This window comes from Sphingomonas paludis (genome assembly GCF_053502515.1).
In genome coordinates, this window is the sequence record NZ_CP187558.1 from 574,219 (window position 1) to 594,060 (window position 19,842).

The 19,842-nt window shown below is 67.3% G+C and carries 19 protein-coding genes; 10 read left to right on the top strand and 9 right to left on the bottom strand.

All coding sequences use genetic code 11. The annotated features are described in order from the left end of the window. Nucleotides 1-14: 14 nt before the first annotated feature. A complete protein-coding gene (locus ACPVPU_RS02760; protein ID WP_448659395.1) occupies nucleotides 15-1,214 on the bottom strand; it encodes a pyridoxal phosphate-dependent aminotransferase in 1,200 nt (399 codons plus the stop codon). 49 nt (nucleotides 1,215-1,263) lie between these two features. Next, entirely contained in the window at nucleotides 1,264-3,039 is a 1,776-nt protein-coding gene (gene pabB, locus ACPVPU_RS02765; RefSeq protein ID WP_448659396.1) for an aminodeoxychorismate synthase component I, read from the bottom strand. A 78-nt stretch (nucleotides 3,040-3,117) separates the two neighbouring features. Here pabB and ACPVPU_RS02770 point away from each other — a divergent pair, with 78 nt between their 5' ends. Continuing rightward, entirely contained in the window at nucleotides 3,118-3,780 is a 663-nt protein-coding gene (locus ACPVPU_RS02770) for an MBL fold metallo-hydrolase (protein WP_448659397.1), read from the top strand. 50 nt (nucleotides 3,781-3,830) lie between these two features. Here ACPVPU_RS02770 and ACPVPU_RS02775 read toward each other — a convergent pair whose 3' ends face one another. Beyond that, nucleotides 3,831-4,265: an MAPEG family protein gene (locus ACPVPU_RS02775; RefSeq protein ID WP_448659398.1), complete on the bottom strand. Its 435-nt coding sequence runs from the start codon at nucleotides 4,263-4,265 to the stop codon at nucleotides 3,831-3,833. Nucleotides 4,266-4,493: 228 nt separating this feature from the next. Between ACPVPU_RS02775 and rpmF the strand changes: the two genes are divergently transcribed. From rpmF to ACPVPU_RS02800, 5 genes are all read left to right on the top strand, one after another. Next, complete coding sequence (rpmF, locus tag ACPVPU_RS02780) at nucleotides 4,494-4,673, top strand: 50S ribosomal protein L32 (protein WP_326523280.1); 180 nt, start codon at nucleotides 4,494-4,496, stop codon at nucleotides 4,671-4,673. A gap of 31 nt (nucleotides 4,674-4,704) precedes the next feature. After that, entirely contained in the window at nucleotides 4,705-5,736 is a 1,032-nt protein-coding gene (gene plsX, locus ACPVPU_RS02785) for a phosphate acyltransferase PlsX (RefSeq protein ID WP_448659399.1), read from the top strand. Nucleotides 5,737-5,741: 5 nt separating this feature from the next. Further along, nucleotides 5,742-6,704: a beta-ketoacyl-ACP synthase III gene (locus ACPVPU_RS02790; RefSeq protein ID WP_448659400.1), complete on the top strand. Its 963-nt coding sequence runs from the start codon at nucleotides 5,742-5,744 to the stop codon at nucleotides 6,702-6,704. Nucleotides 6,705-6,811: 107 nt separating this feature from the next. Further along, the gene (locus ACPVPU_RS02795) at nucleotides 6,812-7,141 is read left to right on the top strand and encodes an integration host factor subunit alpha (protein ID WP_448660396.1); all 330 of its coding nucleotides are present in this window, start codon (nucleotides 6,812-6,814) and stop codon (nucleotides 7,139-7,141) included. Nucleotides 7,142-7,147: 6 nt separating this feature from the next. Beyond that, entirely contained in the window at nucleotides 7,148-7,498 is a 351-nt protein-coding gene (locus ACPVPU_RS02800) for a MerR family transcriptional regulator (RefSeq protein WP_448659401.1), read from the top strand. A gap of 13 nt (nucleotides 7,499-7,511) precedes the next feature. Here ACPVPU_RS02800 and ACPVPU_RS02805 read toward each other — a convergent pair whose 3' ends face one another. Genes ACPVPU_RS02805 through ACPVPU_RS02820 form a run of 4 tightly spaced genes read right to left on the bottom strand, consistent with a single transcriptional unit; the run spans nucleotide 7,512 to nucleotide 12,173 of the window. Further along, entirely contained in the window at nucleotides 7,512-8,051 is a 540-nt protein-coding gene (locus ACPVPU_RS02805; protein WP_448659402.1) for a SixA phosphatase family protein, read from the bottom strand. Continuing rightward, nucleotides 8,048-10,792, bottom strand: coding sequence for an ATP-dependent DNA helicase (locus ACPVPU_RS02810; protein ID WP_448659404.1), 2,745 nt, complete (start codon nucleotides 10,790-10,792; stop codon nucleotides 8,048-8,050). Before ACPVPU_RS02810 ends, ACPVPU_RS02805 begins: the two co-directional genes overlap by 4 nt. A 49-nt stretch (nucleotides 10,793-10,841) precedes the next feature. Further along, nucleotides 10,842-11,231 (bottom strand): hypothetical protein, encoded by a 390-nt coding sequence (locus ACPVPU_RS02815; RefSeq protein WP_448659405.1) that lies wholly within the window; start codon nucleotides 11,229-11,231, stop codon nucleotides 10,842-10,844. Between the two features lie 51 nt (nucleotides 11,232-11,282). Next, nucleotides 11,283-12,173, bottom strand: coding sequence for a bestrophin family protein (locus ACPVPU_RS02820; RefSeq protein ID WP_448659406.1), 891 nt, complete (start codon nucleotides 12,171-12,173; stop codon nucleotides 11,283-11,285). A 105-nt stretch (nucleotides 12,174-12,278) separates the two neighbouring features. Between ACPVPU_RS02820 and ACPVPU_RS02825 the strand changes: the two genes are divergently transcribed. Beyond that, nucleotides 12,279-13,856 (top strand): lysine--tRNA ligase, encoded by a 1,578-nt coding sequence (locus ACPVPU_RS02825; RefSeq protein ID WP_448659407.1) that lies wholly within the window; start codon nucleotides 12,279-12,281, stop codon nucleotides 13,854-13,856. Nucleotides 13,857-13,859: 3 nt separating this feature from the next. Here ACPVPU_RS02825 and ACPVPU_RS02830 read toward each other — a convergent pair whose 3' ends face one another. Then, nucleotides 13,860-15,338 carry a DUF389 domain-containing protein gene (locus ACPVPU_RS02830; protein WP_448659408.1) on the bottom strand — a complete coding sequence of 493 codons (1,479 nt, stop codon included), beginning with the start codon at nucleotides 15,336-15,338 and terminating at the stop codon, nucleotides 13,860-13,862. A gap of 75 nt (nucleotides 15,339-15,413) precedes the next feature. Between ACPVPU_RS02830 and nhaA the strand changes: the two genes are divergently transcribed. Then, a complete protein-coding gene (nhaA, locus tag ACPVPU_RS02835) occupies nucleotides 15,414-16,673 on the top strand; it encodes a Na+/H+ antiporter NhaA (protein ID WP_448659409.1) in 1,260 nt (419 codons plus the stop codon). A 16-nt stretch (nucleotides 16,674-16,689) separates the two neighbouring features. On the opposite strand, the gene ACPVPU_RS02840 is transcribed toward nhaA, so the two are convergent. Further along, nucleotides 16,690-17,625, bottom strand: a complete 936-nt coding sequence (locus ACPVPU_RS02840) for a ribose-phosphate pyrophosphokinase (RefSeq protein WP_448659410.1) — start codon at nucleotides 17,623-17,625, stop codon at nucleotides 16,690-16,692. 111 nt (nucleotides 17,626-17,736) lie between these two features. Between ACPVPU_RS02840 and ACPVPU_RS02845 the strand changes: the two genes are divergently transcribed. Together ACPVPU_RS02845 and ACPVPU_RS02850 are read left to right on the top strand one after the other, a co-directional pair. Beyond that, nucleotides 17,737-19,062, top strand: a complete 1,326-nt coding sequence (locus ACPVPU_RS02845) for a glutamate--tRNA ligase (RefSeq protein WP_448659411.1) — start codon at nucleotides 17,737-17,739, stop codon at nucleotides 19,060-19,062. Between the two features lie 90 nt (nucleotides 19,063-19,152). Beyond that, nucleotides 19,153-19,824, top strand: coding sequence for an energy transducer TonB (locus tag ACPVPU_RS02850; RefSeq protein ID WP_448659412.1), 672 nt, complete (start codon nucleotides 19,153-19,155; stop codon nucleotides 19,822-19,824). The last annotated feature ends 18 nt before the right edge of the window (nucleotides 19,825-19,842 follow it).

A 19,842-nucleotide genomic window follows, 5' to 3' on the forward strand; every position in this document is an offset into this window, starting at 1 on the left:
CGTCGGTTTCCGGGTCAGCGCAGTTTGCTGACGGCATCCTGGATGCGGGTGCACGCTTCCTTCAGCACGGCGTCGGACGTCGCATAGCTGATGCGGAATGCGGGCGACAGGCCGAACGCCGCACCCTGCACCGCCGCCACGCGGTAGTCGTCGAGCAGATAGGCGATGAACTGCTCGTCCGTTTCGATCCGCATCCCGCCCGGCGTCGACTTGCCGATGATCCCGGAGATGTCGGGATAGACATAGAACGCGCCCTCCGGCACCGGACAGGTAAAGCCGGGCGTGTCGTTCAGCATGCCCACCACCAGATCGCGGCGCTTCTGGAACGCGGCATTGCGTTCGCCCAGGAACGACTGGTCGCCGGTGAGCGCAGCCGTCGCCGCCGCCTGCGCGATGGAACAAGGATTGCTGGTCGATTGGGACTGCAGCTTGGCCATCGCCTTGATCAGCCAGGGCGCACCCGCCGCAAAGCCGATGCGCCAGCCGGTCATCGAATAGGCCTTGGAACAGCCGTTCAGGATCAGGGTACGGTCGTACAGGCCGGGGCACACCTGAGCGATGGTCGCAAACTCGAACCCGTCATAGACGATATGCTCGTACATATCGTCGGCCAGGATCCAGACATGCGGGTGCCGGTCCAGCACCTGGCCCAGCGCGCGCAGCTCGTCGGCGGTATAGCCCGCGCCGGTCGGGTTGGACGGGGAATTCAGGATGACCCACTTGGTCCGCTGGGTGATCGCTGCTTCCAGCTGTTCCGGCTTCATCTTGTAATTCTGGTCGGCGCCCGCCGCGACAAATACCGGCGTCCCGCCTGCAAACTGGACGACATCGGGATAGCTGACCCAATAGGGTGCCGGGATCACCACCTCGTCGCCCGCATCGATGGTCGCGACCAGCGCGTTGAACAGCGTGTGCTTGCCGCCCACGTTCACGCTGATCTGATTGGGCGCATAGGTCAGGCCGTTGTCGCGCTTGAATTTGGCGACGATCGCGTCCTTCAATTCGGCCGTGCCGTCGACATTGGTATACCGGGTCTTGTTCTGGCGAATGGCCTCCATCCCCGCTTCCTTGATGAAGTCCGGGGTGTCGAAATCCGGCTCGCCGGCGCCCAGCCCGATGACGTCCACGCCTTCGCGCTTCAATTCCAGCACGCGCGACGTGACGGCGAGCGTGGGCGAAGGCTGGATGCGGTCGAGCGCGGCGGAGGGCTTCATCGGTTTGGCCTGACGTTGGATGGGAAGGAAATGGCGCGGCGCGCGCTTATCAGCCGCTGCCCGGTTTCGCAACCAGCCGCGCAACATTAAGTCCGCGCAGGCTGTTTCCCACGCAAAATCCTTGCGCCAGATCGGCACGGGTCAGTGAACGCTCCACCGCCAGCCCCGCCTCGATCATCTCGGCGCGCAGCACACCGGACAACAGGCCATCGGTCAGGGGCGGCGTGGCGTAGCGGCCATCGGTCAGGGGCACGAACAGGCTGGTAAAGCTTCCCTCGGTCAGCAATCCGTCCGGTCGCTCGAACAGCACCTCGAACGTCCCGGCCGCCCGGCGCGAATCGTCATAGAATGCGCGGTCGCTGGTCTTGTGGGCCAGGCGAAAGTCGTCCGGCACGACTTTCATCGGCACGATGGCGACATCGACCGGTCCGTCGGGGGCGGGCGGCATCGGTCCCGTCTCGATGGCGATGGCGCCGCTTGCCCCCAGCAGCAGGCGGATGCGCGCTGCCCCGTCCAGCCGGAATGTCGCCGTCTGCAGCGCGTTGCGGGCTGCATGCCGGTCGAACGGGCGGCCCAGTGCACGCGCGCTTGCCCGCATCCGGCGCAGGTGATGGTCCAGCCGCACGATTCCCCGGTCGGGGTGAAATCCCATCGTCTCGATCAGGTCCACGGGCCGCTGCCCGGCGGTCAGGAACCGCGCCTTGGCCAGGCATTCGTCCCATTCATCCGCACCAGTGGAATCGGCGACTACCCCCGATCCCAGCCCCAGCATCGCGCGACCCGCACCGGGTTTCAGGTGCAGGGTGCGGATGGCGACGTTGAACGTGGCATGCCCCCCCGGCGCGATGGCACCGATGGCGCCGGTATAGGCCCCGCGCGGCCCAGCCTCGACCGCATGGATCACTTCCATCGCCCGGATCTTGGGCGCACCCGTCACCGATCCGCAGGGAAACAGCGCGGTCAGGGCGGAAACCGCATCCTGATTCTCGGTCAGGTCGGCGGTCACGGTCGACACCATCTGATGCACCGTCGGATAGCTTTCCACCCGGAACAGCTCCGGCACGCGCACGCTGCCCGGCACCGCGACCCGCGACAGGTCGTTGCGCATCAGGTCGACGATCATCAGGTTTTCGGCGCGCTGCTTTTCGTCCGCCCGCAACCCTTCCATCGCAGCACGGTCTGCATCCGCATCGGCACCCCGCACCGCCGTCCCTTTCATCGGCCGCACCGTCGCGGTTCGTCCGTCCAGCGTGAAGAACAGCTCGGGCGACAGGCTGATCAGCCAGTCGTCGCCGGTCCATACCAGCGCGCCGTGCCCCGCCAGCGACCGCGCGCGCAGCCGGGCATAGATGGCCAGCGGATCGCCGATCACCGGCGCGGCGGCGGGAAAGGTCAGGTTGGCCTGATAAATATCGCCTGCGCGGATGAAATCCTGCACCCGCTTGAACACCGCCAGATAGGCGTCCCGGCGAATGGCCGGTTCCGCCGCGCCGATCCAAGCGCCCTCCGCATCGGGCAGGAGGGTGGCGGCATCGACCGGTTCCGCCACCTCGAACAGCCCGAACCAGATGAGGGGCAGGCCGCCCGCCGGCGCGCGGATCAAGGGCGCAAAGCGCGGCTCCAGTGCGTGCCCGGCCTCGTAACTCACGAACCCGGCGGCGTGCAGGCCCTGCGCCCCCGCCTCCCGGACCTCGGCAAGCGCTGGCCCGACCGCATCGGGGCTTGCCGCCAGGATCGTCCGCCTGGGCCGCGAATACAGCATGGCCCGGCCGCCCGGTCGCGCATCGTCGATCAGGACAAAGGGCTGGGAACGGTCGATGGCCATGCGCCCCGCTTGGCCCGCACGCGGCGTCAGGGCAAGCCCCGGTTGTCCGCCGCGGCCCAAGCCTCTACTTCACCCGCCATGACCCAGCCCCCGATGCGCGTCGCCATCCTCCCCGTCTCGCCGCTGCAACAGAATGCGACGTTGCTCTGGTGCACGAAAACGATGCGCGGCGCGTTCACCGATCCCGGCGCGGAAATCGAGAAGCTGGTCGCCGCCGCCGAGAAGCTGGGCGTGGCGGTCGAAAAGATCCTGATCACCCATGGCCATATCGATCATTGCGGCGAGGCCGGCACGCTGGCGAAGCAGCTGGGCGTGCCGATCGAAGGGCCGCACGAGGCGGACCGGTTCTGGATCGCGCGGCTGAAGGATGACGGCCCGGCTTACGGCGTGCGCGGCGAACCCTTCGAACCGGACCGGTGGCTGGTGAACGGTGATCAGGTGACGGTCGGCGACCTGGTGCTCGACGTCTATCACTGCCCGGGCCACACGCCGGGTCATGTCGTGTTCCATCACGCGCCGTCGAGTTTCGCGGTGGTGGGCGACGTATTGTTCCAGGGATCGGTCGGCCGCTGGGATTTTCCGCTGGGCAATTTCGACGATCTGATCGCATCGATCACCGGTCGGCTCTGGCCGCTGGGCGATGCGACTCACTTCGTGCCCGGTCACGGCCCCACCAGCAGCTTCGGTCATGAACGCCGTACCAACCCAATCGTCGCCGATTCGGTGCTTGCCGGGCGCTAGGGTGGGGCGGGGATGACCCGCGACCCGATTCGCGACCGCGGTCGGGCAACTTATTGCGGGGGTGTGATCGTCACCTCGACCGCACGGGGCGATGCCGGCGTCAGATAGGGGATGGCCATCGCGGCTGCGGCCAGCAGGATCATGGTGGTAAAGGTCGCGGCCGTTCCAGCCTGTCGGCCGGGCAGCCATCCGTCCATGCCGAATGCGTGCAGCACCCGTCCGACCACATAGATGCCGCCCGCCAGCCACAGCCACGGCGACGTGCCCGCGCCCAGCTCGATCAGCGCGATCAGGATGAGCACAATCGGCGTATATTCGGCAAAGTTCAGCTGTGCCCGCATCCGCGCGGCCATGCGTTCGTTGCCGCCATCGCCGTACAGGATCTTGTCCTTGAACCTGAATTTCAGGATGCGGGTGGCCAGCCAGAAATTAATCAGCGCACAGGCAGCCGTGGTCGTCAGCGCCACCGGCAGGACGATGGTCATTTCGGTGCTTCCCCCCGCAACAACTGGTTTTCATTCGCCACCGATGCTGGCACAGCCCCCCTGCGCTTGCAACCGCGCGGAAAATCGGTATAGGCGCTCGCTCGTTCCGCGACCTGCCTGACCGCTGGTCGGGCGAGCGGCGCGTTGAACGTGCGGCTTGCCCGGTTGATGGACTGGGCGTATCGCGGCCTGAACCCAAGCTGCTGTTGCGAATTAGAAGGTGCCGAGATGGCCGTTCCCAAGAGAAAAACTTCGCCCTCCCGCCGTGGCATGCGCCGTGCGCATGACGCGCTGAGCGTTGAGGCGTTCCAGGAATGCCCGAATTGCGGCGAACTGAAGCGTCCGCACAATCTCTGCAATGCCTGCGGCCATTACAATGGTCGTGAAGTGGTGTCGGTCGAGGGCTGATCCCTTACCGGACAACGGGGTTTTCTGAACGATGACGCAAGGCTCGTGGCTCGCCGTCGATGCGATGGGCGGTGACAAGGGCCTGGATGTCATGCTGGCGGGGGTTGCTGCGGCACGTCGCCGGATGGACGGCCTCCGCTTCTATCTGGTCGGCGACGAAGCGGCGATCCGCGCCGGTCTGGCCGATCACCCCAACCTGTCGGCCGCATCGCAGATCGTGCACGCGCCCGAAGTGATCGGCGGTCACGACAAGCCCAGCCAGGCGATTCGCCGGGCCAAGACCAGTTCGATGGGCATGGCGATCGATCTGGTGAAGCAGGGCAAGGCGGGGGCGGCGATCTCGTCTGGCAACACCGGCGCGCTGATGGCGATGGCCAAGCTGTCGCTGCGCACCATGCCCGGCATCGAACGGCCCGCGCTGGCCGCGCTGCTGCCCAGCCTGGGCGATACCGATACGGTGATGCTGGATCTGGGCGCCAATGCCGAATCGGACGCGCGCAACCTGGTTCAGTTCGCGGTGATGGGCGCGGCCTATGCCCGCACCGCACTCGATCTCGCCCGGCCCCGCGTCGCCCTGCTGAACATCGGGACCGAGGAGCTGAAGGGGAACGACGTGGTGCGCGATGCCGCCGCTGCCCTTCGCGCCGCGCCGCACCTGCCGCTTGAATTCACCGGGTTCATCGAGGGCGACCGGCTGTCGCGCGGCGAAGTGGATGTCATCGTGTGCGACGGCTTTACCGGCAACATTGCGCTGAAAACGGCGGAGGGTACCGCCCGGTTCGTCGCCGATCTGCTGAAACGCGCCTTTCGGTCGTCGATCCGATCGAAGATCGGCTTCCTCATCTCGCGGCCGGCGACTGAATTGCTGCGGCATCACCTGGATCCCAACAATCACAATGGCGCGGTGTTTCTGGGGCTGAACGGCCTGGTGGTCAAAAGCCATGGCGGCGCGAACGAAGTCGGCGTCGGCCATGCCATCACCGTCGCTGCCAAGATGGTGCGCGACGATCTCGCCCGCCGGATTGCCGAGGATCTTGGCAATTTCGAAGCGCGCGCGGCCTGACCGACATGTCGATCCGCTCCGTCATCCTGGGCACCGGCTCCGCGCTTCCCGCCCGCCGCGTATCCAATGCCGATCTGGCCGCCACGGTCGACACCAGCGACGAATGGATCGTCGAGCGCACGGGCATCCGCTACCGGCACATCGCGGGCGAGGGGGAGACGACCTCGACGCTGGCCACCGATGCCGCCCGCGCAGCCCTGGCCGCAGCCGGTCTGGATGCGCAGGGGATCGACCTGATCGTGCTGGCCACGGCAACGCCCGATCAGACCTTTCCGGCTACGGCGACGCTGGTTCAGGCAGCGCTCGGGATCGACGATTGCGTCGCGTTCGACGTGGCAGCGGTTTGTTCGGGCTTTCTCTATGCGGTCCAGGTGGCCGACAGCATGATCCGGGCCGGGGCGGCCGCCCGCGCGCTGGTGATCGGTGCCGAAACCTTCAGCCGGATCGTCGATTGGGAGGACCGCGCGACCTGCGTCCTGTTCGGCGACGGCGCTGGCGCGATCGTGCTGGAGGGGCAGGCGGATGCCGATAACGGTATCCTCGCCACCCGTCTCCATGCCGATGGCCGCCACAACGGCCTGCTCTATGTCGATGGCGGGCCGTCGACCACCGGGACGGTCGGCAAGCTCAGGATGAAGGGGCGGGAGGTGTTTCGCCACGCCGTCGTCAACCTGGCTTCGGTGATGAACGAGGCGCTGGGTGTCGCCGGGCTGACCGCTGCCGATGTCGACTGGGTGGTCCCGCACCAGGCCAATGCCCGCATCCTCGACGCCACGGCCCGCAAGCTCGATCTGGCGCCGGAAAAGGTGATCGTGACTGTCGACCGCCATGCCAATACGTCGGCGGCCTCGGTCCCGCTGGCGCTGGATACGGCGGTGCGCGACGGGCGGATCCAGCGCGGCGACCTGTTGGTGCTGGAGGCGATGGGCGGCGGCTTTACCTGGGGTGCGGCGATCGTCCGCTATTGATCCGTCCCGCCCTGGGACAGGATCGGGCCGGACCTGCCGGCCGCTACAATGACCGCCCGAGCCACAGCTTTGTGTTCGCATCTCGTTATGTTACCACCGCTTTTAGGGTGCAAAACAAAGAACAGAGGATGAAGCACATGACGTCAGGGGGCACATTGACCCGCGCCGACATTGCCGAGGCGCTGCATCTGCAGGTCGGACTGTCCCGCACCGATTCCGGCAAGCTGGTCGAACAGATCCTGTCCCATATGTGCGATGCCCTGGCCAAGGGCGAGAATGTCAAGATTTCCGGCTTCGGCAGCTTCATCCTGCGGGACAAGGGCGAACGCATCGGCCGCAATCCCAAGACCGGGGTCGAGGTGCCGATCGCGCCGCGCCGCGTGCTGACGTTCCGTCCCAGCCAGACGATGCGCGATACGCTGGCGAGCGCAGGCTGATCCACGGTGCGTGGGGTGGGTGCCAAATCGGACACCGCATTTCGGACCATCGGTGAACTGGCCGACGAACTGGGGGTGCCGCAGCATCGCCTGCGTTTCTGGGAAAGCCGCTTTCGCCAGTTGCGCCCGCTGCAACGCGCCGGGCAGCGCCGTTACTATCGGCCGGAGGATGTGGCGCTGGCCCGCCGCATCCACGCCCTGCTGACGCAACAGGGCTATACCATCCGCGGCGTGCAGCAATTGCTGGCGACAGAGGGGCGGCCCGGCACCATCGCCGACGGCACGTCCGCAACGGATTCCCGTTCGGCGCTCAGGGCGCTTCGCAACCGCATGGCCGCGCTGCTGGCGGCCGACTGACGACCGGTCCGGTTCAGTCCCGGTCGGGGCCGAGCGACGGATCGACGTCGCGCGGTCGGACGAACCGGGCAAGCCGGGCGCTGCCGGTACCCGCATCGCTCCAATGGTCGCCCACGTTCATCACCGTGATCGCGGCGGTCGGGTATTTCAGCTCGACAAGCGCGCGCAACCGGTCGTCCCCGCCCTCCGGCACCAGGTCGAGCACCAGTTCCTCCAGCCCCGGATTATGGCCGACGATCATCAGCCGATCGATGCTGTCGGGTTGCTCGTGAACGATGTCGAGCAGCGTGCCGGGCGAGGCGAGATAGACGCGCCGATCCCATTCCGGCGCAATGGCCGCGCCATAGCCGGTGGCGAAATGTTCGAGGGTTTCGCTCACCCGCTTGGCCGGGGATGCGATCATCCGGTCGAACGTCAGCCCGATGGCGCGGGCATGGCGGCCCATCGCCTCTGCCGCGCGTTCGCCCTTGGCATTGAGCGGCCGGTCGAAATCCCGCGCGACCGGATCGTCCCAGCCCGATTTGGCATGGCGAAGCAGGATCAGCGTTTTCATTCAAGCTCCGGCCGGACATCCTCTGTGCGGCGCGGTGCCGCCGTCTCCGTCGCCTCATGCCCCAGTGCGGGCGCAATTGAAAGCCGCCTTGCCGCCGCAACCGCCTCGTCCAGCGTCACCCGGCGAACCGGCGTGCCGTAGGGGAAAGCGCTCAACAGGCGCGACGGCATCGCAGCGGACAAGAGCACGAACAGCCCCCGGTCGTCCGCCCGCCGGATCATCCGCCCGAACGCCTGGGCCAGCCGCGCCCTCACAATCCGGTCGTCATAGGCGCTGCCCCCGCCCGCCAGCCGCCGCGCCGCGTGCAGCACGCCCGGCCGGGGCCAGGGCACGCCCTCCATCACCACCAGCCGCAGCGAATGGCCCGCCACGTCCACCCCGTCGCGCAGGGCATCGGTCCCGATCAGGCTCGCGTGGGGATCGTCGCGGAAAATGTCGACCAGCGTGCCCGTGTCGATCGGGTCGATATGCTGCGCCAGCAGCGGCAGCCCCTCGCGCGCCAACCGGTCGGCAATGCGCGCATGCACCGCGCGCAGCCGCCGGATCGCAGTAAACAGGCCAAGCGCACCGCCCCCCGATGCCAGGATCAGCTTGCCATAGGCATTGGCCAGCGCCGCCATGTCGCCCCTCGGCACGTCGGTCACGATCAACACCTCGGCCTGGCGCGCATAATCGAACGGGCTCGCGGCCTCGAACCGTTCCGCCGGGCGGGGCAGGTGGACGGCACCACTCCGCGCCTCCGCCACCGGCCAGTCGCCGCCCGCGCGCAGCGTCGCCGACGTCACCAGCACCCCGTGCGACGGCTCCAGCACCGTTCGCGCCAGCGGCACCGTCGGATCCAGCCAGTGCCGGTGCAGCCCCACATCTACCTCGCGTCCGTCGATCCGGTCCACCGCCAGCCAGTCGACGAACTGCGCATCCGCCGGCCCGCCGATCCGCGCATTCAGTGCCGCCCATGCCCCGACCAGATCGACCCGCCAGCCCAGCGAAGCAATCGCGCCCTCGATCCGCGCCCGCGCCGGGCCGTCCATCCAGTCCGGCCCCTCCTCGACCAACGCTTCCAGCCGCCGCCCCAGCACGACCAGCGGCCGCATCAGCGCCTCCAGCGCGTCCGCCGCCGGTCCCGCCGCCTCGATCAGTGCCGCCGATGGCTCGGCCAAATCGGTCTCCAGGCCGTATCCGGCCTCCACATTCTTCTCGGCGCGCGCATAAACCAGGCCCCGCACCTCGGCGAGCAGCCGTTCGACCGGCCCGAACGGCTCGCCTTCGTTCAATCGCTGCAACCAGCCATCGCCGGGCAGCGCCTGTGCCGCGTGCACCGCATCGCCGATCGCCCGCGCCCCCTCGGCATCATAGCTGGCGACATCGGACAGCCGCGCGGCAAGGCCGCGGCGCCGCCCGCGGCTCGTCCCCTCCGGCCCCATCACCCATCGGCGCAGTTCGATGGCCTCCTGCCCGGTCAGCGCGGCGGAAAACATCGCATCGGCGGCGTCGAACAGATGATGACCCTCGTCGAAGACATAACGGGTCGGCCGGTTCGCCGTCTCGCGCCCGCGCGCCGCGTTCACCATCACCAGCGCGTGATTGGCGATCACCAGGTCCGCCTGCGCCGAATCGCGCGCCGCGCGTTCGATGAAGCATTTCCGGTAATGCGGGCACCCGGCATAGATGCATTCGCCCCGCCGGTCGGTCAGCGCGGTCGATCCGTTGCGCCGGAACAGCGTCGGCAACCATCCGGGTAGGTCGCCGCCCACCATGTCGCCATCGGCGGTATAGGCGGCCCATCGCGCGACCAGATGCGCCAGGATCGCCGCCCGCCCCGCAAAGCCGCCCTGCAGCGCGTCCTCAAGGTTCAGCAGGCACAGGTAATTTTCCCGCCCCTTGCGCGTCACGATCCTTTGTCGCCGGATCGCGGGATCGGGGAACAGCCGTTCTCCCTCCGCCGACAATTGCCGCTGCAGCGCCTTGGTAAAGGTGGAAATCCACACCGCGCCGCCCGCCTTCTCGGCCCAGAGCGAGGCGGGGGCGAGGTAACCCAGCGTCTTGCCGATGCCTGTCCCCGCCTCGGCCAGCACCATGTTGGGCGCATCGCGCCGGTCGCGCGGGGCAAAGGCTTGCGCGGCGGCGGCGGCATAGGCGCGCTGGCCCTCACGCTGCTCCGCACCCGCCCCGGTCAACTGACGCAGCCGAGCGACCGCCTCTTCCGGCTCGATCGCGATGGTCTTTGCGGGCGGGCGCGGCGGTCCTTCCTCCCATTCGGTCAGCTTGGTGAACAGCCATCGCTCGGCTGTCTTGGGCTTGCGTACATGCGCGGCCAGCACCGGCGCCCAGGGCCATCGCGCGCGGGCCAGCGATTCCAGCGCGTGCCACGCCCCTTCGCGCTCCGGCCAGTTCTCGCCCGCCCGCTCGATCAGCCGCACGGTCGCCGCTCGCAGCATCGCAGCGATGCCCGAATCGTCGCCGGGCATCGCCAGCGCCAGTTCCCGCGCCAGTCCGGCTGGCGTCGGCACCAGGAACCGGGCCGGATGCAGGAACGCGAACAGCTCCAGCACGTCCAGCCCGGACAGGTCGGCATAGCCCAGCCGGGCGGCGACCAGCGGCGCGTTGAGCAGGATCACCGGCGTATCCGCCGCCATGCGGATCGCCTCGCCCCGGCCAATGGCCCGCGTGCCCTCGCCATCGCTGACCCACACCCCCGAATGGCTGGCGTGAAGGGCGGGGTGGGGCAGGGCGACGTTCACCCCCTGCTTGTGCGTTTGCCGGAACAGATTGGCAACGGAAAATCCCGGATCAGGCGGGTTCGATCAACCGCATCAGCCGCCCGCGCTCATGCCAGGTGAGCGCCAGCCACCAGATCGCCCAGATGCTGCCCCAGACATAGCTGTGGGTCAGCACCCAGTGAAACGCGGTGATCAGCGCGATTGCGGGGGCCAGCAAGACCAGTCCCAGTGCCGCCGTCCGCTTGAACAGCAATGCCGTTCCCGCGACCAGGAACAAGGCGATCAGCATGGGATTGGCAAATCCGCTGCGGTTCAATGCGCCGGTGAAATCTGCGGCCTCAGCCACGGCCTCCGGCGGATGGTCGCCGCCGAAACGGACGATGATCATGACCGTGGACAGGATGAAGAACAGCCCGAACAGGATGCGCGCCGTTGCCCAGACGATGTTTCCCCATGCCATGCCCTGCCCCCGCACATCCGGCCTGAATCATGCGATCGATAGCAGATTTCCCTACCACAGCACATTCTTGATGGGCGTGACCGGCGGGGGTGCCTCGTCGCCGATGGATTGCTTCAGGTCGATTTCGATCGTCCCGCACATCGCGGTCATCGGCACGTCATGTTCGGTATTGCTGAACGGATCGGTCAGGTCGTCGCCGATGCGCAGCGCTGCCAGGAACATCAGGCCGGCCAGCGTCGATCCGACCGGCGTCGCCCAGCCCAGCGTCTCGACCAGGCCGATGGGCAACAGGACGCAGAACAGCCGGGTGAAGAACGCCGGAAAAAACCGGTACTGCATCGGCAGCGGCGTGTTCTTGATCCGCTCCATCCCGCCTTGTGCGTTTGAGATGTCCACCATCACGCTTTCGATCTGCGCCTGCTGGATGGTGTCGATCCATCCATTGCGGCGCGCCTCGTCGATGCGGCGGGCATTGCCGGTGTTCAGCGCATTGGCCGGGTTGGCAAAGGACAGCGCCTCGGCCGCCTCTTCCCGGCCCAGGATACGGTGCACGTCGGGATGCTCGGGCAGGCGACGCAATTGCCCGCGCAGCGCGTGGACATAGGCGACGTGGCGCAGGACGATCGATCGCTTCAATTCGCGGGCCGCATCGGGCGTGTCGGGCAAAAACGCGATGACGCTGCGCGACAGGCTGCGCGATGCGTTGATCATCGCGCCCCACAGCGTCCGCCCCTCCCACCATCGCTGATAGGCCGAATTGGCGCGGAACCCAATGAACAGGCCGAGCGCGGTACCGAAAATGGTCAGCGGCAGCTCCGGTGCCCGGAACGGCAGCTCGAAATAGGCGATGGTGACGATGATGTCCCAGACCGCCAGCACGGTCAGCGGACGCCACACATCGCGGACGATTCGGCTCAGGCGCGGGCTGCTGGAAATGATCATGGCTGGGGCACAATTCGCTGCGCTGCAAAATGTTCCGGGCTCGCAACCCTTGGCCGCAGGCCGGATTTGCGATTCGGCCCGCAACGCGGCAAAGGCTCCCGCATCATGACCAGCATCGATCCTGCCCTGCGCGAAGCAGCCCTCGTCTCCAAGGCCTGGCCCTATGAAGAGGCGCGCAAGCTCCTGAAACGCTATCCCGATGGCAAGGGCGAGGCCGTGCTGTTCGAAACCGGCTATGGCCCCTCGGGCCTGCCGCATATCGGCACCTTCAACGAAGTGCTGCGCACCACCATGGTCCGCCGCGCCTTCGAAACCCTGTCAGATCAGCCGACGCGCCTGATCGCGTTTTCGGACGACATGGACGGGCTGCGCAAGGTGCCGGACAATGTGCCTAATCAGGCGATGCTTCAGGGCTATATCGGCCATCCGCTGACCCGGGTCCCTGATCCGTTCGAAAAGTTCGAAAGCTTCGCCGCGCACAACAATGCGATGCTTCGCGAATTCCTCGACCGGTTCGGCTTCGATTACGAGTTCGCCTCCTCGACGGATTACTACACCTCCGGCCGCTTCGACGATGCGCTGCGTTCGGTGCTGCGCCACTATGACGCCATCATGGGCGTGATGCTGCCGACGCTGCGCGCCGAGCGTCAGGCGACCTATTCCCCCGTCCTGCCGATCAGTCCGAAGACGGGCGTGGTGCTTCAGGTGCCGGTTCAGGTGGTGGATGCAGAAGCAGGGATCGTCCGCTTCACCGATAACGGCGATGTCATCGAACAATCCATCCTGTCGGGCGGTGCCAAGCTGCAATGGAAGGTCGACTGGGCGATGCGCTGGGTCGCGCTCGGCGTCGACTATGAAATGGCAGGCAAGGACCTGATCGATTCGGTCACCCAGTCGTCCAAGATCGCCCGCGTCCTCGGCGCAAAGCCGCCCGAGGGCTTCAATTACGAGATGTTCCTCGATGAAAAGGGCGAGAAGATCTCCAAGTCCAAGGGCAATGGTCTCAGCCTGGAACAATGGCTGACCTATGGCTCGGACGAAAGCCTTGCCTTCTACATCTACCGCGAACCGAAAAAGGCCAAGGCGCTGCACATGGGCGTCATCCCCCGCGCGGTGGATGACTACTGGCAGTTCGCGGGCAATTATGCCGATCAGCTGGTCGAACAGCGGCTCGGCAATCCGGTGCATCACATCCATAACGGCCCGCCGCCGGTCGCGACGCTGCCGGTCACTTTCGGCCTGCTATTGAACCTGGTTGGCGTCATGGGTGCGGCCGCCACGCGGGAACAGGTCTGGGGCTATCTCGGCAATTATGTCGCCGATGCCACCCCCGAAAGCCACCCGGCGCTCGATGAACTGATCGGCAAGGCGCTCGCCTATAACCGCGATTTCGTGGCCCCCACCCTGGTCCGCCGCGCACCGGAGGGGGTGGAGGCGGACGCGCTGAAGCGGCTGGACGCGGTGCTCGCCACCCTGCCCGCCGATGCCAGCGCAGAGGATATCCAGAACGAGGTCTATGAGATCGGCAAGACCGGCGGGTTCGACAATCTGCGCGACTGGTTCAAGGCGCTCTATGAAACCCTGCTCGGATCATCCCAAGGGCCGCGCATGGGCAGCTTCATCGCGCTCTACGGCACCCAAAACACGCGCACCCTGATTGCGGAGGCGCTGGCCAAAGCCTGACGGCTATTCGCTGTCGGGGGCGAGCCAGGTCAGGGTGACCGCGTCGCCATTCCCGGCGCCGTCCGTGACCCGCGATTGCGCCCCGGCGGCGGTCAGCGCGGCCGCCACCGCCTCGGCGCGCTCGGCCGGCCCGGAAACGCCGATCGGCGCTGCGATCCGCTGGCCCGCCCATGCCGCCAGCGCGAGTGCCGCGACATTGGGCTCGTCCTCGATATAGGGGATTTCGGGTAGCGGCAGGGCGGGGGGGACCAGTTCGACCCGCCACCCCTCGGCGGTTCCCGCAATCCGCTGTTCCAGACCGCGATAGGTGGCCAGGCTCGCCCCGGGCAGCACGACCGCCCGCACCATCGCCCGCCGCGCATCCCGGTCGATCAGCACCGCACCCCGCTCGACCCCCGCGACCAGCGCCAGTCGGTCGGTCATCGCCGCGATGGTCGCTTCCCGGTTCTGCGCCGTCGCGCTGGCGGCCGCCAGCTGTGCGGCCTCCGCCTCGCCGCCGGCCACCTGCACCTGTTCCAGTGCGACGGCGACCGGCCGGTCGAACAGCCGGGTCAGCGTCGCCGCCGCCGCCGGCTCGGCCTGACCCCGCAATTCCGGCGTCAGCATGGTGGCGGTGACCCGGACCGTTTCCCCGGCATAATTGACCTCGATCTGGCTGACCCGCGCGTCCTCCGGAAACTGGCTGGCCACCACTTCGCGCACCTGCCGCGATGCCGCCGCCTCCCACGCGATCTGGCGCAGCGTCAGCCCCAGCGGCACGGCCAGCGCGGCAAACACGATCAGCAGTACCACCGTCTGCACCAGCGTATGCTGCGGCGACAGGTGCGCGCCGAAACCATAAAGCCGGGCGACGATGGCTGCCGCCAGCGCAATGGTCATCAAATTGGTGAAAAACAGGAGCAGCGACCCGCCGAACACCGTCCAGTTCGCCGTCGCCAGGCCAAATCCGACAACGGCCAGCGGCGGCATCAATGCCGTCGCAATGGCCACGCCGACAATGGTGCCCGCCCGCCCGCGCACCATCGCATAGGCACCGGCGAGCGCGGAAAACAGCGCGATCAACAGGTCGTACAGCGTGGGCCGGGTCCGCGCCGCGATTTCCTCCGTCACATTCTGGAGTGGCGACAACAGCACGATGGCTGCGGTAAAGGCGACGGCCAGCACCACGCCCAGCGCCAGCGCGGTGGCGGAGGTGCGGATCTCGCGCGTATCGAACGTCGCCAGCCCGAACCCCAGGCCGATGATCGGTCCCATCAGCGGCGAAATCAGCATCGCCCCGATCACCACGGCCGGCGACGACAGCAGCAGCCCCAGCACGGCGATCCCCGCCGACATCAGGGTCATGAACGCATAGCGGCCCGACCATCCGGCTTCATCGCGCACGCGTTCCACCACATCGACATGATCGACATTGGCGATCGCCCGGGTGCGCCACCATTCGGTCAATGGATTGGCGCTATGGCGGGAATAGGAAGTGGCCATGTTCGCCCGATAAGGGGTTTGCCCCGCCTGATCCAGCCGTTAGGGCAGGGCACGGGGCAGAAACGGGAGTTCCAGATGGCCGCAGACAGTCGCGCCCGCTCGGCATTGCGCGCGTTCCTGAAAAGCGAGGCGACGGGCGGCATCGTCCTGATCGTCGCCGCCGTGCTGGCCATGGTGGCGGCAAATCTGCCCGCGACGGCAGAGGGGTATCAGCACTTTCTGCACCTCGATACCGGCCCCGTCATCTCGCCCAAATATGGCTCGATGACGATCCATCTGTGGATCAACGATGCGCTGATGGCGATTTTCTTCTTGCTGGTCGGTCTGGAAATCAAACGCGAGTTCACCGACGGGCGACTGGCCCGCTGGTCCGACAGGCGGCTGCCCTTCATCGCCGCGGCGGCGGGCATGGCGGTGCCGGCGGCGGTCTATCTGTTCGTTACCGGCTTCGATCCCGCGCTGGTCAATGGCTGGGCGATCCCGGCGGCGACCGACATCGCCTTTGCCATCGGGGTACTGGCGATCCTTGGCCGTCATGCGCCGGCCTCGCTCAAGCTGTTCCTGACCACGGTGGCGATCGTCGACGATATGGGCGCGGTGGCGATCATCGCCTTCGTCTATACCGCCGGCCTGTCCTCGCTGGCGCTGGCAGCGGCGGGCCTGGTGATGGGCGGCCTCTATTTCCTCAACCGGTCCAACGTAACCCGGCTCTGGCCCTATCTGCTGCTGGGCGCGCTGCTCTGGTATTTCGTGTTCCTGTCGGGCGTCCACGCGACCATCGCCGGGGTGCTGACCGCGTTCATGATCCCGGTAAAGCCGACCCCGGGCGCGCCGGACGCGGCCGATTCGCCGCTGCACCGGCTGGAACATGCGCTGCACAAACCGGTGGCGTTCCTGATCGTCCCGCTGTTCGGCTTTGCCAATGCCGGGGTGCCGATGGCGGGGCTGGGGCCGGAAATCATGTTCGAACCGCTGCCGCTGGCCATCGCGCTCGGCCTGTTCCTGGGCAAGCAGTTCGGCATTTTCGGCAGCATCTGGATCAGTTGCCGCGCGGGTATCGCCGAAGTGCCGGGCGGGGCGAACTGGCGGCAGATCTACGGCGTCGCCCTGTTGGCGGGCATCGGCTTCACCATGAGCCTGTTCATCGGCGGCCTTGCCTTTCCCGGCAACGAACTGTTCGTGAACGAGGTCAAGATCGGGGTGCTGGCCGGATCGATCCTGTCGGCGATCGGCGGTTATCTGCTCATCCGGTTTGCCGGGGGCAGGGCGCCCGTCCGCCCGGCGCAGGTCGACGACGATGCGGATGATCCGCTGAAGGAACCGTTCAAGGCCTGACCGGCCGGGCGGCGGTTCAATCGAACAGGCTGGACACGCTCGCTTCTTCGGCGATCCGGCGAATGGCCTCTGCGATCAGCGGGGCGATGGTCAGGTGGCGGATATGCTTGGCATCGGCGATCACCGTGTGGTTACCGATGCTGTCGGTGATGACCAGCTCCTCCAGCTGCGACGCCTCGACGCGCGCCACGGCCCCGCCCGACAGCACGCCGTGGGTGCAATAGGCGACGACGCCTGCCGCGCCCCCGGCCTTCAGCGCGGCGGCGGCATTGCACAGCGTGCCGGCCGAATCGACGATATCGTCGATCAGGATGCAGAACCGCCCCTCCACTTCGCCGATGATGTTCATCACCTCGGATTCGCCCGCGCGCTCACGCCGTTTGTCGACGATCGCCAGCGGGGCATTGTCCAGCCGCTTGGCGAGCGACCGGGCACGCACCACGCCGCCGACATCGGGCGACACGACCATCAGGTTCCGGTCCCCGAACCGGGTCTGGATATCCGCCGACATCACGGGGGCGGCAAACAGGTTGTCGGTGGGGATGTCGAAAAACCCCTGGATCTGGCCAGCGTGCAGATCGACCGACAGTACCCGGTCGGCGCCGGCGGTCGTGATCAGATTGGCGACCAGCTTGGCCGAAATCGGCGTACGCGGACCCGGTTTCCGGTCCTGGCGGGCATAGCCGAAATAGGGGAGGACGGCGGTGATCCGCTTGGCCGATGCGCGTTTCAGCGCATCGATCATGATCAGCATTTCCATCAGATTGTCGTTCGCCGGATAGGCGGTGGATTGCAGGACGAACACGTCCTCGCCCCGCACATTTTCCAGCACCTCGACAAAAATTTCCTCGTCGGCAAACCGGCGGACATTCGCGCCGGTCAGCGGAATTTCCAGATAGCGCGCAATGGCCTGCGCGAGCGGAAGATTGGAATTGCCCGCCAACAGCTTCATGTCGCGCCCCACGCTTGATGACCGATTTCTGACAGCCGCCCTTTAGGCGGGGGGTGCCATCCCCGGCAAGACTCGATTGCGGGGCGTGCATCCCCGTCTTAGATGCCGGGGATGAGCGTCGTCACCCGTTTCGCCCCCAGCCCGACCGGCCGCCTGCATGTCGGCAATCTGCGCACCGCGATCCACAACTGGCTGGCGGCCAGGGCGGCGGGCGGCCGGTTTCTCCTGCGCATCGACGATACCGATGCCGAACGGTCCCGGGAGGCGCATGTCGAGGCGATCCGCGCCGATCTGGCCTGGCTGGGGCTGACCCCCGATGCCGAGGTGCGCCAGTCCGCCCGATTTGCCCTGTACGAGCGGGAGTTCGACCGGCTGCGCGCGGCGGGCCGCGTCTATCCCTGTTACGAAACGCCGCAGGAACTGGACCTGCGGCGCAAGATCCAGCTCGGCCGCGGGCTGCCTCCCATCTATGACCGCGCGGCCTTGAAGCTGACCGACGATCAGCGGGCTGCGCTGGAAGCGGAGGGCCGCCGGCCGCATTGGCGGTTTCTGCTCGCCCCCGGCATTATCGAATGGGACGATGCGGTGCGCGGCCCGCAACAATTCGATGCCGCGTCGATGAGCGATCCCGTCATCCGGCGCGGCGACGGCAGCTGGCTCTATCTGCTCCCCTCGGTCATCGACGATATCGACATGGGGGTGACGCTGGTCGCGCGCGGCGAGGATCACGTCACCAACACGGCCGCTCAGGTTCAGATGTTCGATGCGCTGGGGGCCGCCCCGCCGCGCTTTGCCCATGCCGCGCTGCTGACCGGGGCGGAGGGCAAGCTGTCCAAGCGGCTGGGCTCGCTCGGCATCGATCATTTCCGGGAAACCGGCATCGAGCCGATGGCGATCCTGTCGCTGCTGGCCCGCATCGGCACCAGCGATTCCGTCGAGCCGTTTGCCGATCCCGCGCCGCTCTTGGCCGGATTCGACTTCGCACGGTTCGGCCGCGCCCCGGCCCGTTTCGACGAAGGGGAACTGGCCCAGCTCAACGCCCGCATCGTGCACCAGCTGCCCTTCGATGCCGTGTCCAACCGGCTGCCGGCGGGGATGGATGCGGCTGCATGGGACGCCGTGCGCCCCAATCTGTCGGTCGTTGCGGATGCGGCGGACTGGTGGCCGGTCATCGCAGGGACCATCGATGCGGCGGAACAGCCGGGCGAGGCGGATTTTCTGGCCCAGGCGGCGGCGGTCGCCCGGGGGATCGACTGGTCCGCCGATCCGTGGGGCCAGCTGACCGGCGCGCTGAAGGCAGCGACGGGGCGAAAGGGCAAGGCACTGTTCCTGCCGCTGCGCCTGGCATTGACCGGGCGCGACCATGGGCCGGATATGAGCGCGATCCTGCCCCTGATCGGCCGCGAGCGCGCGCTGGCCCGGCTGGAGCATCATTGAACTCGCCTTTCGCCAGCCATAGCGAAAGCCTTTGACAATGGCGGGTGATGTTGTAACATCATCCTTCTCCACTGGAGAGGAGAAGATGCCATGTATGCTGACCGCAAAAAGGGGCTGAACCCCGCGGCACTGGGCGGGGCGTTGCTGATCAATGGCGGGATGATCGCCATGCTGGCCACGCTTGGCGCCATCACCGTCATGCCGCGCGGACCGGAGTCCATCGAAACCTATCCCGTCCGCGCCGACCCGCCGCCGCCTGCCCCGCTGCCCGAACCAGAGCCTGTCGAGCGGCGGATCGACACCGCCCCGCCCGCGCCGCGCCCCGATCTGGTCATTCCCCGCCCAGTCATCGATCCGGTGCCGGCCGGCCCGGTGCTGACCGGCACCGACGCCGTGCCGCCGGGCCCGCCCCAGCCAGTGCCCGGCGGTCTGGGCAGTGGCGGCGTCGGCACGGCGACACTGCCCCAGCCTGCGCCCGTTTTGGTCGATGCGGCGATCGATCAGCGCTTTGCTGGCGGGTTTCAGCCGCCCTATCCGGGCCGCGAACTGGGGCTCGGCCGCGAAGGACGGGCCGTCGTGCGGGTGCTGATCGGCGTCGACGGGCGGATCAAGGCGGTGGAGCGGATCGATGCCGACAGCGACGGCTTTTTCGAAGCGACGCGCCGCCATGCGCTTGCCCGTTGGCGATTCACCCCCGCGACGCGTGACGGCGTGCCCATGGAAAGCTGGAAACGGCTGACGGTGCGCTTCACGATCGACTGATCGGCGGCGCAGGCCGTT